The 14,111-nt window shown below is 60.8% G+C and carries 15 protein-coding genes; 7 read left to right on the forward strand and 8 right to left on the reverse strand.

Features of this window, described 5'->3' with window-relative positions; all coding sequences use genetic code 11:
* Positions 1 to 188: 188 nt before the first annotated feature.
* The 3 genes from ACTG36_RS12025 to ACTG36_RS12035 all read left to right on the forward strand — a co-directional run bounded on the left by ACTG36_RS12025 (position 189) and on the right by ACTG36_RS12035 (position 2,542).
* Positions 189 to 1,040 (forward strand): DMT family transporter, encoded by an 852-nt coding sequence (locus tag ACTG36_RS12025; protein ID WP_375281484.1) that lies wholly within the window; start codon positions 189 to 191, stop codon positions 1,038 to 1,040.
* Positions 1,037 to 1,690, forward strand: a complete 654-nt coding sequence (locus ACTG36_RS12030; protein WP_439142452.1) for a sulfotransferase family 2 domain-containing protein — start codon at positions 1,037 to 1,039, stop codon at positions 1,688 to 1,690. Before ACTG36_RS12025 ends, ACTG36_RS12030 begins: the two co-directional genes overlap by 4 nt.
* 207 nt (positions 1,691 to 1,897) lie before the next feature.
* A complete protein-coding gene (locus ACTG36_RS12035) occupies positions 1,898 to 2,542 on the forward strand; it encodes a Hint domain-containing protein (RefSeq protein WP_375281471.1) in 645 nt (214 codons plus the stop codon).
* A 151-nt stretch (positions 2,543 to 2,693) separates the two neighbouring features.
* Here ACTG36_RS12035 and ACTG36_RS12040 read toward each other — a convergent pair whose 3' ends face one another.
* From ACTG36_RS12040 to ACTG36_RS12075, 8 genes are all read right to left on the reverse strand, one after another.
* On the reverse strand, positions 2,694 to 3,386 hold the full coding sequence (locus ACTG36_RS12040; protein ID WP_439142454.1) for a DUF1353 domain-containing protein: 693 nt from the start codon (positions 3,384 to 3,386) through the stop codon (positions 2,694 to 2,696).
* Between the two features lie 110 nt (positions 3,387 to 3,496).
* On the reverse strand, positions 3,497 to 5,689 hold the full coding sequence (locus ACTG36_RS12045) for a 3-hydroxyacyl-CoA dehydrogenase NAD-binding domain-containing protein (RefSeq protein ID WP_375281473.1): 2,193 nt from the start codon (positions 5,687 to 5,689) through the stop codon (positions 3,497 to 3,499).
* A gap of 12 nt (positions 5,690 to 5,701) precedes the next feature.
* Positions 5,702 to 6,913 (reverse strand): acetyl-CoA C-acetyltransferase, encoded by a 1,212-nt coding sequence (locus tag ACTG36_RS12050; protein WP_375281474.1) that lies wholly within the window; start codon positions 6,911 to 6,913, stop codon positions 5,702 to 5,704.
* Between the two features lie 100 nt (positions 6,914 to 7,013).
* A complete protein-coding gene (locus tag ACTG36_RS12055; protein ID WP_439142457.1) occupies positions 7,014 to 7,646 on the reverse strand; it encodes a glutathione S-transferase family protein in 633 nt (210 codons plus the stop codon).
* 207 nt (positions 7,647 to 7,853) lie between these two features.
* Complete coding sequence (locus tag ACTG36_RS12060) at positions 7,854 to 8,066, reverse strand: hypothetical protein (protein WP_375281476.1); 213 nt, start codon at positions 8,064 to 8,066, stop codon at positions 7,854 to 7,856.
* Positions 8,067 to 8,113: 47 nt separating this feature from the next.
* Positions 8,114 to 9,892 carry an acyl-CoA dehydrogenase C-terminal domain-containing protein gene (locus ACTG36_RS12065; RefSeq protein WP_375281477.1) on the reverse strand — a complete coding sequence of 593 codons (1,779 nt, stop codon included), beginning with the start codon at positions 9,890 to 9,892 and terminating at the stop codon, positions 8,114 to 8,116.
* A gap of 36 nt (positions 9,893 to 9,928) precedes the next feature.
* Positions 9,929 to 10,330 carry a MerR family transcriptional regulator gene (locus ACTG36_RS12070; RefSeq protein WP_375281478.1) on the reverse strand — a complete coding sequence of 134 codons (402 nt, stop codon included), beginning with the start codon at positions 10,328 to 10,330 and terminating at the stop codon, positions 9,929 to 9,931.
* A gap of 364 nt (positions 10,331 to 10,694) precedes the next feature.
* On the reverse strand, positions 10,695 to 11,063 hold the full coding sequence (locus ACTG36_RS12075) for a MerR family transcriptional regulator (RefSeq protein WP_375281479.1): 369 nt from the start codon (positions 11,061 to 11,063) through the stop codon (positions 10,695 to 10,697).
* Positions 11,064 to 11,171: 108 nt separating this feature from the next.
* Between ACTG36_RS12075 and ACTG36_RS12080 the strand changes: the two genes are divergently transcribed.
* From ACTG36_RS12080 to ACTG36_RS12095, 4 genes are read left to right on the forward strand one after another with little or no spacing between them, the layout of a single operon-like run.
* Complete coding sequence (locus ACTG36_RS12080; RefSeq protein ID WP_375281480.1) at positions 11,172 to 11,612, forward strand: PaaI family thioesterase; 441 nt, start codon at positions 11,172 to 11,174, stop codon at positions 11,610 to 11,612.
* Complete coding sequence (locus ACTG36_RS12085) at positions 11,609 to 12,106, forward strand: PaaI family thioesterase (protein ID WP_375281481.1); 498 nt, start codon at positions 11,609 to 11,611, stop codon at positions 12,104 to 12,106. The genes ACTG36_RS12080 and ACTG36_RS12085 overlap by 4 nt, the downstream gene beginning before the upstream one ends.
* A complete protein-coding gene (locus tag ACTG36_RS12090; protein ID WP_375281482.1) occupies positions 12,099 to 12,614 on the forward strand; it encodes a hypothetical protein in 516 nt (171 codons plus the stop codon). The genes ACTG36_RS12085 and ACTG36_RS12090 overlap by 8 nt, the downstream gene beginning before the upstream one ends.
* Entirely contained in the window at positions 12,607 to 13,923 is a 1,317-nt protein-coding gene (locus ACTG36_RS12095; RefSeq protein WP_375281483.1) for an MATE family efflux transporter, read from the forward strand. Before ACTG36_RS12090 ends, ACTG36_RS12095 begins: the two co-directional genes overlap by 8 nt.
* The last annotated feature ends 188 nt before the right edge of the window (positions 13,924 to 14,111 follow it).

The raw sequence follows: 14,111 nt of genomic DNA on the forward strand, positions 1-14,111 counted from the left end.
AGCGATGGTGTCAAATGTCAGACATTAGGTTCCCCGCCTGCGCGTAAATGTCAAACCTCAAAAAGGCGCGCGGTGCCGCCGGTCTGCAAAACGTCGCATCTGTGCTTGCACGCAGTCGCCGAAATCGCCACCCTCGCCCCATGCAAACCACCCGTCCGGCTCTGTCTACTTTGTGTACCCTTACGGGGATGTTCGTGCTGGCCGCGACCGACAATCTGATCGTGATCGTCACCGAAATGTCGTCGCTGTGGGTGTTTCAGACCCTGCGTGCCATTGTGGCCATCGGGCTGATCTTTGCGATGGCGCTTTTGGGGCTTGTCAGCCTGAGGGCACGTCGTCCGCGCTACGTGATCTTGCGCAACTTCTTCAACGCCTTTGCCTTGCTGGTTTACTTTGGCTGTCTGGCCTTCCTGCCCATCGGCGTGGTCGTCGCAGGCTTTCTGACAGCGCCCATCTTTGTGCAAATCCTTTCTGTGCTGTTTCGCGGCCAGACCATCGGGATCTTCCGCGCTGTGGCGGTGGTCCTTGGCTTTGCGGGCGCGCTGATGGTCGTCTGGCCTGAGGACGGCGGCCTGACATGGCTGTCGCTGACCCCGATCCTTGCGGGGCTGTTCTACGCGATCTCCGCCATCGGGACCCGTGTGTGGTGCGAGGGCGAGGGCACTATGGTCATGACCTTTACCTACATCGCCATTCTGGGGGCCTTCGGTGCGATTGGTCTGGGCGTGCTGACGGTCTTTCCTGTGGACGCCCCCGCCGGGGCTGCGGGCTGGTTGCACCGGGGCTATGTGACGCCGGACTGGGCGACATGGGCTGTGATCGCAACCCAAGCGGTCGGGTCCATCGCCGGGGTCTTGTTGCTGACGCGGGGTTATCAGTTGGGCGAGGCGTCTTACGTGTCGATCAATGAATATTCCATGATCGTCTTCGCCAGCCTCTTTGCGTGGCTGATGTGGGGGCAGACCTTGGGCGTCATCGCCCTCATCGGGATCGCCTTGATCATTCTGTCAGGTATCATCATCGCGCTGAGGTCGTCATGATCGTCTCACGCGGGCGGGGCTATATCTTTGTGCACATCCCCAAAACCGGCGGCACCTCTATGGCCTTGGCGCTTGAGGATCGGGCCAAAGCGGATGACATCATGGTGGGCGACACGCCCAAAGCCATCAAACGGCGCGGACGGCTTAGGGATGTGAAAACGGCGGGTCGGCTTTGGAAACACAGCACACTGGCCGATGCCGAAGGGCTGATCAGCCGCGTGGACATGGCCGATTTGTTTACCTTCACCCTCGTGCGCAACCCGTGGGACCGCATGGTCAGCTACTACCACTGGCTGCAAACCCAAACCTTTGACCATCCCGCTGTGACGCTGGCGCAAACCTGTGACTTTAGCCGCTTTCTGAACACCGACCTGACACAGCGCACTTTTCAGGCCAGCCCTTACAGCCACTACATGACCGACGGGGCAGGGCAGGTGCATGCGGACCTCTATATCCGGCTGGAACACTTTGAAGACGACGTGGCCCCCCTTGCGGCCCACTTGGGTTTCACCCCGCAACTGCCCCATGCCAATGCCAGTGACCGTGCCCGCGATTGGCGGTCGTTCTATACCGAGGCCGATGCAAAACGGCTGGCGGATATCTGCGCGCCAGACATTGCAGCCCACGGATATGCGTTCGATCCGGCGTAATTCCCCGCCCCGACGTCCCCGATTGTTTCCGCATTTGTGGTTAATCGACCGTTTACCAGTTCATTTCCCGTTAACCTTGTCCAATGCCCCAAAGATGCCGCTTTGTCGGCCAAGGTCGGTCTTGGGAATCACTCCAGATGGTTTTGTTGCTACTGACGCCCCCTGCCAGGGACGTCGGATAAAAAAGAAAAATTTGGGGATGATGATATGTTTGCTTGGAATACCGCCACGTGGAACACTGCCGCTGGATCTGACGCACCGCTGCCAAAACTGGATGCACGGACGTCCGGCATGGTCGCGGGCACCAAGGTCGCCACGGGCTCCGGCTGGGCGCGCGTTGAAACGATCAAGGCCGGCACGCAGGTTCTGACCTTTGATGGCGGTCTGCAAACAGTCGTCTCCGTTACCCGTCATGTCCTGATGGCCGACACCACCGACATCGCAAGCTGGCCCATGGCCGTGCCCGCCGGTGCCCTTGGCAACCGTGAGCCGATGACGATCCTGCCCCACCAGCCCGTCATGATCGAAAGCGATCTGGCCGAAGAGATGACAGGCGACCCCTTTGCCCTGATCCCCGCGACCTCCCTTGATGGTCTGCGCGGCATCACCCAGTCCCGCCCGGATGCTTGGGTCGAAGTGATCCAACTGCATTTTGAACAAGACGAAATCGTCTTCGCCAACATCGGCGCTTTGTTCTTGTGCCGCGCCGAGGCCGACCTGACGGCGGCCCCCACGTCAGGCTATGACGTGCTGTCCTTGGATGAGGCCGATGATCTGGTCGATTACATGATGGCCGAGGTTGGCAGCACAGCACCTGCCGCAGCCTTCAAAATGGCGGTCTGCGCGGCCTAAAGGCCACAGGCTGGCGGCCCGCACACGCGAGGGGCCCGATCCACGACAAAGACAGCTGTCCCTTCCCCCAGAACGGGGCGGGTGTCTTGGGCCCTGACTTTGGCAACAAGGTCAGGGCTTCGTTCTGTCCAAGGGGCCGTCCTACGCGTGTTCAGATTTCGCTGCTGTTCTCATCCATGATCGATCCCGAGGGGTTGAACAGATAGATGTCATCGGGCCGCACTTCCCGTGCGAGGGCCTCGATCTGTGCTTGCGATGTCAATCCCTCCGCCTCGATCCGCGCGGCCATGGTGGCGTAGTCTGTCGCGTAATCGTTGGTGCCAAATGTCTCAGGCAACCGGACCAGACGTTGTTCGGTGACCACGCCGTTGACGCAGAAGTCCAGCGTCGGGCAGGGCTTGCTGGCAATCGCATTGATCCATTTGCCCGACCCGATCAGCACCCCCGCATAAAGCAGTGCCGCGCGGCTTTCGGACACGCCTGTGGCCAGCAGGGCCTCATGAAACATCCGCTGGGTCTGAAACCAGCCCCGCACGGGGCGTTCGGATTTCGAATACCAGTCGTGCAAGACCGCCGCAAGCACATAGCTGGGGTCAAACGGGACACCTGCAAACCGCTGCGCCCATTTCGGGATGGAGGCCCCATCCGTGCGGAACCCCGCATCGGCCTCCCAGCCGACGCCGTATTGATCGGTGAAGCCGAAGTTTTCCGCGATGGTGCAGGATCCGACGTCCTGACAGCCCGCCGGTTGCAAAACAACCTGCCCGCTAAATTGCGCCTGCGATGGTCCGGAACAGGCGATGAGGCCAAGAATTGTCAGGGGAAGGGCAATCTGTTTCATCATAAAGGGCTCCGCAAAAAAGGTGTAATATTCCTTTTTTCTAGCCGCGCGGCCCTCAAACGCAAAACGCCGCCCCTAGGGTGGGGCGGCGTTTCACGCATTATTCACGAAGTCTAAGCGGCTTTGCTGTCGGACCCCGTGCCAAACCGGCCATAGAAGGACTGGCCGCTGTCGGCCATGTCCCGCAGCAGGGCAGGGCAGGCGAAACGATCGCCAAACTTTTCCGTCAGCTCATCACAGCGTGCGGCGGCATAGGGCGCCCCAAGAATATCGAGCCAGCTGAACGGGCCACCTGACCATGGCGCAAAGCCCCAGCCCAGAATGGCGCCCACGTCGCCTTCGCGGATGTCCATCAACACGTTCTCTTCCAGCGCGCGCACGGCCTCAAGAACTTGGGCAAACAGCAGACGATGCTGCACCTCGACCAGTTCAGGCTGGTCGTCCTTCACGTCGTAGCGGTCGCGCAGACCGGACCACAAAAGCTGACGTTTGCCTTTTTCGTCGTAGTCGTAGAAGCCCGCGTTCGCCTTGCGGCCCAGACGCCCCTCATCGGCCATCCAGAAGATCAGCTCATCCGCGGTGTCATCGTAGGCATCGCCCATGGCGGCTTTGGTGGCCTTGGCGATTTTGACGCCCAGATCGATCGATGTTTCATCGGTCAGCTGCAAGGGCCCCAAAGGCATCCCCACCAGCTTGGCCGCGTTTTCGATCAACGCGGGCTCCACACCCTCTTGCACCATGCGCACGCCTTCGTTGACGTATGGCAGGATGCAGCGGTTGGCGTAGAAGAAACGTTCATCATTCACAACGATCGGCGTCTTGCGGATCTGGCGCACAAAGTCGAGGGATTTGGCCACCGCCACATCGCCTGTTTCCTTACCGCGGATGATTTCCACCAGCAGCATCTTGTCCACGGGCGAGAAGAAGTGGATGCCGATGAACTGTTCAGGCCGCACAGAGGCCTTCGCAAGTTCCGTGATCGGCAAGGTCGACGTGTTGGTGGCAAAAATCGCGTCGTCGCCGATGATCGCCTCGACCTTTTTGGTCATCTCGGCCTTCACGCCCACGTCTTCGAACACCGCCTCGACGATCAGGTCGCAGTCTTTGAGAGCCTCGAGGTCCGTGGTGGCGTTGATCAGGCCCAACACCGCCTCTTTCTTCTCTTCGGTGGCCTTTTTGCGGGCGATGCCCTTGTCCATATAGGCGGTGGTGTAGGACTTACCTTTGTCGGCGGCCTCTTGCGTTTGGTCAATCAGCACGACCTCAATCCCCGCCAATGCCGACACGAGGCTGATACCAGCCCCCATCATGCCCGCACCCAGAACGCCGACCTTCTTGACCTTCTGGTCGGCCACGTCGGGACGGTTCGCGCCCTTTTCCAGCGCTTCCTTGTTGATGAAAATCGACCGGATCATCGCCTCGGAGGACGGGTTCATCAGCACATTGGTGAACCAGCGCGCCTCAATCTTCAGGGCCGTGTCAAAGGGCACCATCGCGCCTTCGTAAACGGCAGACAGCAGCGCCTTGGCGGCAGGGTAAACACCCATCGTCTTGCCATTCACCATGGCGGACGCGCCCACGAAGGTCATGAACCCCGCAGGATGATACGGCTCACCCCCGGGCATTTTGTAGCCCTTTTCGTCCCATGGCTTGACGATCTTGGGTTCTGACAGAACCCACTCTTTCGCCGCCGCGACCGGATCATCAACCACCTCGTCTATGACACCTGCGGCCTTGGCCTTTTTGGGGTCGTTCAACTTGCCCTCAAGCAACAAAGGGGAGGCCGCCATGGCACCCATCTTGCGCACAAGGCGCGTGGTGCCGCCCATGCCGGGGAAGATGCCGACCATGATTTCAGGCAGGCCGATCTTGGCCTTCGGGTTGTCGGCGGCAAAAATCCGGTGGCACGCCAGCGGGATTTCCAGACCGATGCCAAGCGCCGTGCCGGGCAGGGCGGCTGCAATGGGCTTGCCGCCTTTGTTGGTCTTTGCGTCCATGCCAGCGCGTTCGATCTTGCGCAGGATGGCGTGGGATTTCATCAGCCCGTCCATCAGGCCCTTGGCCGGATCATCCCCCGCTGATGCTTTCATCTTGGCGATGATGTTCAGATCCATCCCGCCCGCAAAAGTGTCTTTGCCAGACGTGATGACGATGCCTTTGACCGCGTCATCGGCCAACGCCTCGGTGACGCAAGCATCCAGCTCCTCCCAGCCCTCAAGGCTGAGAACGTTCATGGATTTGCCTTGCACGTCCCAAGTGATGGTCGCAACGCCGCTCGCATCTGTTTTCATTGTAAAATCAGTCATATCAGATGCTCCTTAAACGCGTTCAATGATGGTCGCCGCACCCATGCCGGATGCGATGCACAAGGTGGCAAGGCCGACCTCTTTGTCGGACCGTTCCAACTCATCCAGCAGCGTGCCGATGATGATCGCACCGGTCGCCCCCAGCGGGTGGCCCATGGCGATGGACCCGCCGTTTACGTTGACAACGGAATGGTCCACATCAAACGCCTGCATGAAGCGCAGCACGACGGACGAAAACGCCTCGTTCACCTCAAACAGGTCAATGTCGCTGATGGACATGCCGCTGTCTTCGAGGATTTTGTTGGTCACAGGCACGGGACCTGTCAGCATGATGGTTGGATCGGTGCCGATCTTGGCCGTCTGACGGATGCGCGCGCGGGGCTTGAGGCCCATGCGCTCGCCATATTCTTTTGACCCGATCAAAACGCCTGCCGCACCGTCCACAATACCGGACGAGTTACCGGCGGTGTGGATGTGGTTGATCCGCTCCAGATGGGGGTATTTCATCAGCGCGATCTTGTCGAAGCCGGGCATCATTTCACCCATGTCCTTGAACGCGGCTTTCAGCCCACCCAAGGACTGCATGTCCGTTTCGGGGCGCATGTATTCGTCGTGGCCGAGGATTTCCAAACCGTTTTGGTCGCGCACAGGCACGATGGATTTGGCAAAGCGGTTGTCATCCCACGCGGCTTTGGCGCGCTTTTGTGATTCTGCGGCCAGCAGGTCCGCATCATCGCGGGAGAACCCGTATTCGGTGGCAATGATGTCGGCAGAAATGCCTTGCGGGACGAAATACGTCTCCATCGCGATGGAGGGATCGACGGCAATCGCCGCACCATCGGACCCCATGGGCACGCGGCCCATCATCTCCACGCCGCCTGCGATATAGGCATCGCCCGCGCCGCCCTTCACTTGGTTGGCGGCCAGGTTCACAGCCTCCATCCCCGATGCACAAAAGCGGTTGATCGCAAGGCCCGGAATGGATTGGTCCAGATCAGACGCCAGCACCGCCGTCCGCGCAAGGCACCCGCCCTGTTCTTTCACCTGCGTGACGTTGCCCCAGATCACGTCTTCCACGGCGTGACCTTCAAGGTTGTTGCGCTCTTTCAGCGCGTTCAGAACACCGGCGGACAATCGGGCCGACGTCACTTCATGCAGCGATCCGTCCTTGCGGCCCTTGCCGCGCGGCGTGCGCACGGTGTCGTAAATATAAGCATCGGTCATCTGGGGTCCTCCAGTCAAAGCGTCGTTCCCTTTGACGTGAACGTCAACGATGCAAAATTCAAGATTATCGTCGCGTCACAGATGCAAATGACCTTTGGGTCTAGGCGCGATCCGCGGGGCTGCCGGGCATTAGATCATAGGGCGCTTTGTAGCCCTCCGTGTCCTCGATCCGGCCCAACCATGCGTCGATCTTTGGAAACTCCGCACGATTAAATCCATAAGGTTCAGGGTAATAAAGGTATCCGCAGCAGGCGATATCCGCGATCGTCAGCGCGTCACCGGTCAGATAGGGGGTGTCCGCCAGCTGTGTCTCAAGGATCTTGAGGGCCGACATCAACCGCATATGCATAAACCCGTTCACATCTGCGTTGCGTTTGTCTTCGGGCAGAAAATTGGTGTTGAACCGCAAGGGTCCCGCCACGCCACTGACCTTATGGTTGTCGAAAAACATCCAGCGTAACACGTCACGACGCTCTGCCGCCGACCGCCCGCCCAGCTTGCCGGTCTTGGAGGAGACGTAGTCCTGAATCACACCCGATTGGGTCAGGATCAGATCACCGTCTTCCATGACCGGAACCTCACCCATGACATTCATGGCCCGAAATTCAGGCGTCCGAGACGCGCCATTGAAAAAGTCGACAAACACCGGCTCCCACTCCGCACCGGACAGTTGCAGGGTCAGGGCCGCCTTATAGGCATTCCCGCTTTCGCCAAAGCAGTGCAGTTTGATCATGGGCTGGGGTCCTTTCGGGACAATATGTTTTGGCCAGACTGGGCGATTGCGTCCGGTTTGCCAACCCGCAGCCCCCGTCAAACATCGCGCGCCGCCGCAGCTGAGGGCCATTAAGGGTAACGCGCCCTGTCGCCGGTCTGCGCGTCCCCTGTTTCATCTGGCCCGAAAAACTCCCCCCGGAGGGCCGGCCCGCCCCCCGCGCCCCCGTCAGCGTTTGCGCGCCTCAAGCTCCGAATTGAACAGCCGCAACCGGTGCCCGAAGGTGTCTTCGTCGATGACGGAATCGAAGTTTTCGAACAGAAAGGACAAGGCCTCGCCCTCATCCAGTCCCGCCTCGGATGCAAACCTGCGCAACCGGCGATAGCCGTCTTCGGTCATGGCACAGGGAAAACGGCGGGTCAGGCGAAAACGTTTTGGCATCGGGTCCTCGGATATGGAAAGGGCGGACCGAAGTCCGCCCCACCACCTTAGAAGTTTGCCGCGTCCAACGCCATCACCGTGTCGGCGCCGGTGTTGATCCGCGCCAGATGGGTCGCGGTCATCGGCAGTTGCCGCGCCATGTAATAGCGGCCCGTGGCGATCTTGGTCTCGTGGAAATCGGTGTCGGTGTCACCGGCGGCGAGTGCCTCCATCGACGCTTTGCCCATCTTGGCCCACATCAGACCCAGACACACATGACCCATCATGTGCATAAAGTCATAGGACCCAGCCAATGCATTGTTGGGGTTTTTCATGCCATTCTGCATGAAATACATCCCCGCCGCCTGCAGGTCTTTAGACGCAGCTTTCAGCGGCTCGAGGAAGTCTTTCTCGAAGGCTTCATCGCCTTTGTTCTCGGCGATGTAGGTCTTGATCATCTCGAAAAAGCCCATGATCGTCTTGCCGCCGTTCAGGCCCAGTTTGCGGCCCACTAGGTCCAGCGACTGCACGCCGTTGGTGCCTTCATAGATCATCGTGATCCGCGCATCGCGGACGAATTGCTCAAGCCCCCATTCCTGGGTAAAGCCCGATCCGCCCAAGGTCTGTTGGGCCAGAACGCAGGTCTCAAACCCTTTGTCGGTCAGGAAGCCTTTGACCACAGGCGTCATCAGCGACACCAGTGCATCGGCCTCTGCATCGTTGTTTTTGTGCGCGCGGTCGATCAGGGACGCGCCCCAATACGTAAACGCACGGGCGCCTTCGACGAAGGCCTTTTGATCCATCAGATTGCGGCGCACGTCAGGGTGCACGATGATCGGATCGGCGGGCTTGTCGGGGGCCTCAACGCCGGTCACGGCACGGCCCTGCAGACGGTCACGGGCAAAGCCCAATGCGTTCTGATAGGCGACCTCACCCTGCGCGTAGCCTTGCAGGCCCACGCCCAGACGGGCCTCGTTCATCATGGTGAACATGGCGCGCATGCCTTTGTGCATCTCACCGATCAGATAACCGGTGGACCCATCATGGTTGATCACACAGGTGGAATTGCCGTGGATGCCCATCTTTTCTTCCAGACCGCCACAGGACACAGAGTTCCGCGCCCCAAGGGAGCCGTCTTCATTGATCAGGAACTTCGGCACGATGAACAGCGAAATGCCTTTGACGCCTTCAGGGCCGCCCGGGATTTTCGCAAGCACAAGGTGGATGATGTTGTCGGACATCTCATGCTCACCGGCGGAAATCCAGATTTTCTGGCCGGTGATCTTGTAGCTGCCGTCGTCCTGCGGTTCGGCCTTTGTGCGCATCAGGCCAAGGTCGGTGCCGCAGTGGGGTTCGGTCAGGTTCATGGTGCCGGACCATTCGCCGGTGGCCATCTTGGGCAGGTAGGTCTGTTTTTGCTCTTCCGTGCCGTGGGCCAGAATCGCGGCCATGTTGCCGTGGGTCAGACCGGGGTACATGTTGAATGCCATGTTGGCGCTGACCATGGGTTCCATCGCAGCGGTGTGCATGATGTAGGGCAGGCCTTGGCCGCCGTATTCTTCGGGCATGTCCATGGCCATCCAACCGCCTTCCGCCATCTGGTCGTAGGCCTCTTTGAAGCCGTCGGGCACGCGCACGACGCCGTTCTCAAGATGACACCCTTGTTTGTCGCCCACCACGTTCAGTGGGGCCAGAACTTCGGATGCCAATTTGCCGGCCTCGGTCAGGACGGCGTCTGTGAAATCGCGGTCAAGATCGGCAAAGCCCGGAATGTCCATTTCGGAAATCTTCAGGACATTGTGCAGCACGAACTGCTGGTCTTTGGTCGGTGCGTTGAAAATCGGCATCAGGCCCTCCTTGGGGTGTGGTGGGGCAGGGGTGGCTTAACTGGCCACCGCCTGCTGGGGTTCGATTTGGGACAGGCGCGCGCGGCCCCAGTCCATTTGGGTTTCAAGTTCTGCAATGGCCTCATCCAACTCAGCGCGCTGCGCCTTCATGTCAGAGAGGTGCTTTTCGGCCAGCACATAGGTTTCACGCAGCTGCGTCGCCTGGTGATCGTTCATGTAGTACAGGTCCAGAAGCTGGCGGATTTCCTCCAAAGAGAACCCAAAGCGCTTGCCGCGCAAAATCAGCTTCAGCCGCGCGCGGTCGCGCTTGCCGTAAAGACGTTTTTGCCCGACGCGCTGCGGAAACAGCAGTTCCTTGGCTTCATAGAAACGAAGCGTCCGGGGCGTTACATCAAAATCTTCGCACATCTGGCGAATGGTCATCGTTTGATCCGTCATAACTTTATCCTCATAGCGGTTCGATAGGGCGCAGGTGAGGAGCTTTGTCCCACCTTACAAGAAAAGATGACGCGGACGTAAACGTAACGCCGCGTCACAACGAGGTTTACGAAAGGTCAGGAAAGTTTTACCCGCGCAAGGCGCAATAATCTAAGTGGGAAGAATTCATAGGCATTCCCCTTTGGCCTTATTTATAAGGGTTTTGAGGTAAGGATTTCCTTACCTTCGCATGATCCGACTGCTTGTGTGATGTCTGTTTGTGGCACAACCAGAGGGGTTGTGTGGCCCTAGGCCGCCCGTCATGTCGCCCGCGCAAGGCCCCTGATCGGCCGCATCCGCGCGTCCGCTCTGAAGGTCGGGAACCCTAGGCGAGGTTCGCGGCCGTATCATCGCGCAGGCGGCGCAATTCATCCATGGTTTCGTCCAGCTGGCGGCGCTGTTCTTCCAGCTCCCCCAATTGGCGGGTGGCGTAATCGACCCATGTTTTCATCTGCGCCTCGGTGCCTTCGTTTTCGTAGATCAGCAACCACTGGCGGATTTCTTCCAAAGGAAAGCCAAACTTGCGCCCGCGCAGAATCAACGTCATCCGCGCCATTTCCTTGGGGCCATAATACCGCGACCGGCCTTCGCGTTCAGGCGACAAAAGTTCGATATATTCATAGTAGCGCAACGTGCGCGGGGTCACATCAAACTTTGCACACATTTCCTTAAAGCTCAGCCGTGGCTCGGACATGATCTGCCTCCCTTTTGTGCGATCCTAGACCCGCCGCGCGTGCAGGGCAACGGGGGGCGGGTCACGAAACCGCTTGCGGCCCCGACGTCGTCGGGGTTCAAAAGGATCATGAGTGAAGATCGACAAGCCAAAATCGCCAGCCAGTTTATCGCAGCCCTGCCGCACGCCAGCGCCTTGGGCATGACCCTGACCGAGATCGGCGGCGGCCATGCCACCATCACGCTGCCCTACGACACCAAACTGGTGGGCGACCCTGAGACGGGCGTCATCCATGGCGGGGCCGTATCGGCCCTGCTGGACACCTGTGGTGGTGCGGCGGTGATGGTCCACGACAGCCTGCCCGTGGGCACAGCGACGCTGGATTTGCGGATTGATTATATGCGGCCCGCCACCCCCGGCCAGACGATTGTCGCACGGGCCGAATGTTATCACGTGACCCGGTCGGTGGCCTTTGTGCGCGCCACCGCTATGGATGACGACGTGGACCGCCCCGTCGCCACAGCGACCGGCGCCTTCGCCATCCAGACCCAGAAAGGGCCCAGAGCATGAAGCGCCCAGAACCTGTCCAAGTGATCAAACAACGCCGTGACGCCGCCCTGCAATCGCTGATCGAGGGCGTGCCCTACATCCAATACATGGGCTTTCGGTTTGACCGGCGCGGGGATGAATTGACCGGCATCATGCCCTATCAGGACAGTCTGATCGGCAACCCCATGTTGCCTGCCCTGCACGGCGGGGCCACGGCGGCCTTTCTGGAAACCACGGCGATTATCGAACTCAGCTGGGGGATGATGTGGGAACGGATGGAGGCCGGTGAGGACGTGACCGGCCTGCGCCTGCCCAAGACGATTGATTTCACGGTGGATTACCTGCGCTCCGGCCTGCCGCGCGACGCCTATGCGCGCGCGCGGATCAACCGCTCTGGCCGGCGCTATGCCAGCGTTCATGTGGAGGCATGGCAGGACAACCGCAGCCGCTTGTTTGCCCAAGCCACGGGGCATTTCCTGATGCCCCAGCCGCGCGACGGCGATGTCGATGTCTGACCGGATCACCATCCTCGCCCTGCATGATCTGGCGGAGGCTTTGGGCCTGCGCGCCATCGCCGAAGGCATGGGGCACGACGTCCGCCTGCTGCGCCCCGGTGCACCCGCTGAGGTGCCGGGCATGTTGCGCCAGGCGGCAGAGGACGACGTGATGATCCTGTCGGCCCATGGCGGGCCACGCGGATTGTTCATGGGGGAATATGGCAAGGGCGTCGACGTGTCCTTGATGGACGGGCCGTGGCTGGTGACAGCACGCGCCTTTGACGGGCTGGCGTTGCGCGATGATGCGGTCCTGATCTCCACCGCCTGTGCGACCCGCGAAAGCGGGCTGGCCGAGGCTGTGTTCAAAACCGGTGGCCATCTGGTGGCCCCCAACGGGGACCCCCAAGGCCGCGTGATCCTGCCGTGGATCGCCGCCTGCCTGCTGTCCGCCCACAAGGGCCTGCCCGCGGCTGTGGCCGCCGCCAATGCGCTGGTCGAACCGCCCGACCGCTTCAGCTATGGCTGACGCGCCCGCGCTGACCCACCGGCGTATCCTCAACATCGCGGTGCCGGTGGTGCTGGCCAATATCACGGTGCCGCTGTTGGGTCTGGTCGACACCGGCGTGGTAGGCCAGATGGGCGAGGCGGCCCCCATCGGGGCTGTGGGCATCGGTGCTGTGATCCTCACCGGTCTTTACTGGGTTTTCGGGTTTTTACGGATGGGCACCACGGGCTTTGCAGCCCAAGCGCTGGGGGCGGGCGACGGTTGGGAAACCTCCGCCATTTTGATCCGCGCGCTGGGGATCGCGGCCATGGGGGGGCTTGCGATCATCGTGCTGCAGGCCCCGCTCTTTGCCTTCGGGTTCTGGCTGTCACCTGCGAGTGACGAGGTCGAAACCCTCGCGCGCAGCTACATGGCCATCCGCGTCTGGTCCGCGCCGTTTCTAATTGCCACCTATGCCGTGACCGGCTGGCTGGTGGCCGCCGAACGCACGCGGGATATTCTGGTGATCCAGCTGGTGATGAACGGCATCAACATCGGGCTTGATCTGGTGTTTGTGCTGGGCTTTGGCTGGGGGGTGCAGGGGGTGGCCGCAGCCACCGTGATGGCCGAAGTCACCGGTTGCGCGCTGGGCCTGTGGTATTGCCGCGCGGGTCTGCGCGCAGACGTCTGGGCCGACCGCGCGCGCCTGCTGGACCGCGCAAAGCTGACACGCTTTGCCGCCGTCAACGCCGACATCCTGATCCGGTCGCTGCTGCTGCAATCCATCTTTATGTCGTTTCTGTTCTTTGGGGCGCGCTACGGCGACACGCGGCTGGCCGCCAACCACATCCTGCTGCAGTTTCTGGGCTTCACCGCCCACGCCATGGATGGCTTTGCCTTCGCGGTCGAAGCGCTCGTGGGGCAAGCGCTGGGCGCACGCAACCGCGCCGCGTTTCGGCGTGCGGCGGTGATGGTCAGCGGCTGGGGCTTTGGCATCGGCGTGCTGATGGCGGCGATGTTCGGTCTTTTGGGTGGGCCGATCATCGACCTGATGACCACGGCGCCCGACGTGCGCGCAGCGGCGCGGGATTACCTGATCTTTATGGCGCTGACCCCGTTCTTGTCCGCAGCCCCCTTCATGCTGGACGGCATTTTCATCGGCGCCACCCGCACCCGCGACATGCGCAACATGATGGCGGTCTCCGCCGCGATTTACTTTGCTGCGGCGCTGGCGCTCATGCCGCTGGCCGGCAACACCGGCCTGTGGATCGCCCTGCTGATCAGCTTTGCCGCGCGCGGCGTCACGCTGGCGGCCAAATACCCCGCGCTGGAACGCGACGTGGGAGCGTAAGAGGCCACGCTAGGGCCTTTCCAAGACGGCTTGCGGGGCACCGCCCGTTCTCAGCTGAAAACCTCCCCCGGAGGTTTTCCAAGACGGCTTTGGGCTCCGCCCGTTCTGCGCCTGAATTGATCCGCCTGATCAATTCCGAGACGGCTCGGGTCTCCGACCATTCTGCGCCTGAGACGCCCCACTGGGGC

It is taken from the genome of Pseudooctadecabacter sp. (assembly GCF_965657175.1).
Lineage (GTDB): Bacteria > Pseudomonadota > Alphaproteobacteria > Rhodobacterales > Rhodobacteraceae > Octadecabacter.

Bases quoted from the DNA above. Each gene is read 5' to 3' on its own strand.
- ACTG36_RS12060 (WP_375281476.1), bottom strand. From the start codon at position 8,066: ATGCCAAAACGTTTTCGCCTGACCCGCCGTTTTCCCTGTGCCATGACC.
- ACTG36_RS12035 (WP_375281471.1), top strand. From the start codon at position 1,898: ATGTTTGCTTGGAATACCGCCACGTGGAACACTGCCGCTGGATCTGAC.
- ACTG36_RS12090 (WP_375281482.1), top strand. From the start codon at position 12,099: ATGTCTGACCGGATCACCATCCTCGCCCTGCATGATCTGGCGGAGGCT.
- ACTG36_RS12080 (WP_375281480.1), top strand. From the start codon at position 11,172: ATGAGTGAAGATCGACAAGCCAAAATCGCCAGCCAGTTTATCGCAGCC.
- ACTG36_RS12025 (WP_375281484.1), top strand. From the start codon at position 189: ATGTTCGTGCTGGCCGCGACCGACAATCTGATCGTGATCGTCACCGAA.
- ACTG36_RS12030 (WP_439142452.1), top strand. From the start codon at position 1,037: ATGATCGTCTCACGCGGGCGGGGCTATATCTTTGTGCACATCCCCAAA.
- ACTG36_RS12040 (WP_439142454.1), bottom strand. From the start codon at position 3,386: ATGATGAAACAGATTGCCCTTCCCCTGACAATTCTTGGCCTCATCGCC.
- ACTG36_RS12085 (WP_375281481.1), top strand. From the start codon at position 11,609: ATGAAGCGCCCAGAACCTGTCCAAGTGATCAAACAACGCCGTGACGCC.
- ACTG36_RS12050 (WP_375281474.1), bottom strand. From the start codon at position 6,913: ATGACCGATGCTTATATTTACGACACCGTGCGCACGCCGCGCGGCAAG.
- ACTG36_RS12065 (WP_375281477.1), bottom strand. From the start codon at position 9,892: ATGCCGATTTTCAACGCACCGACCAAAGACCAGCAGTTCGTGCTGCAC.
- ACTG36_RS12075 (WP_375281479.1), bottom strand. From the start codon at position 11,063: ATGTCCGAGCCACGGCTGAGCTTTAAGGAAATGTGTGCAAAGTTTGAT.
- ACTG36_RS12055 (WP_439142457.1), bottom strand. From the start codon at position 7,646: ATGATCAAACTGCACTGCTTTGGCGAAAGCGGGAATGCCTATAAGGCG.
- ACTG36_RS12070 (WP_375281478.1), bottom strand. From the start codon at position 10,330: ATGACGGATCAAACGATGACCATTCGCCAGATGTGCGAAGATTTTGAT.
- ACTG36_RS12045 (WP_375281473.1), bottom strand. From the start codon at position 5,689: ATGACTGATTTTACAATGAAAACAGATGCGAGCGGCGTTGCGACCATC.
- ACTG36_RS12095 (WP_375281483.1), top strand. From the start codon at position 12,607: ATGGCTGACGCGCCCGCGCTGACCCACCGGCGTATCCTCAACATCGCG.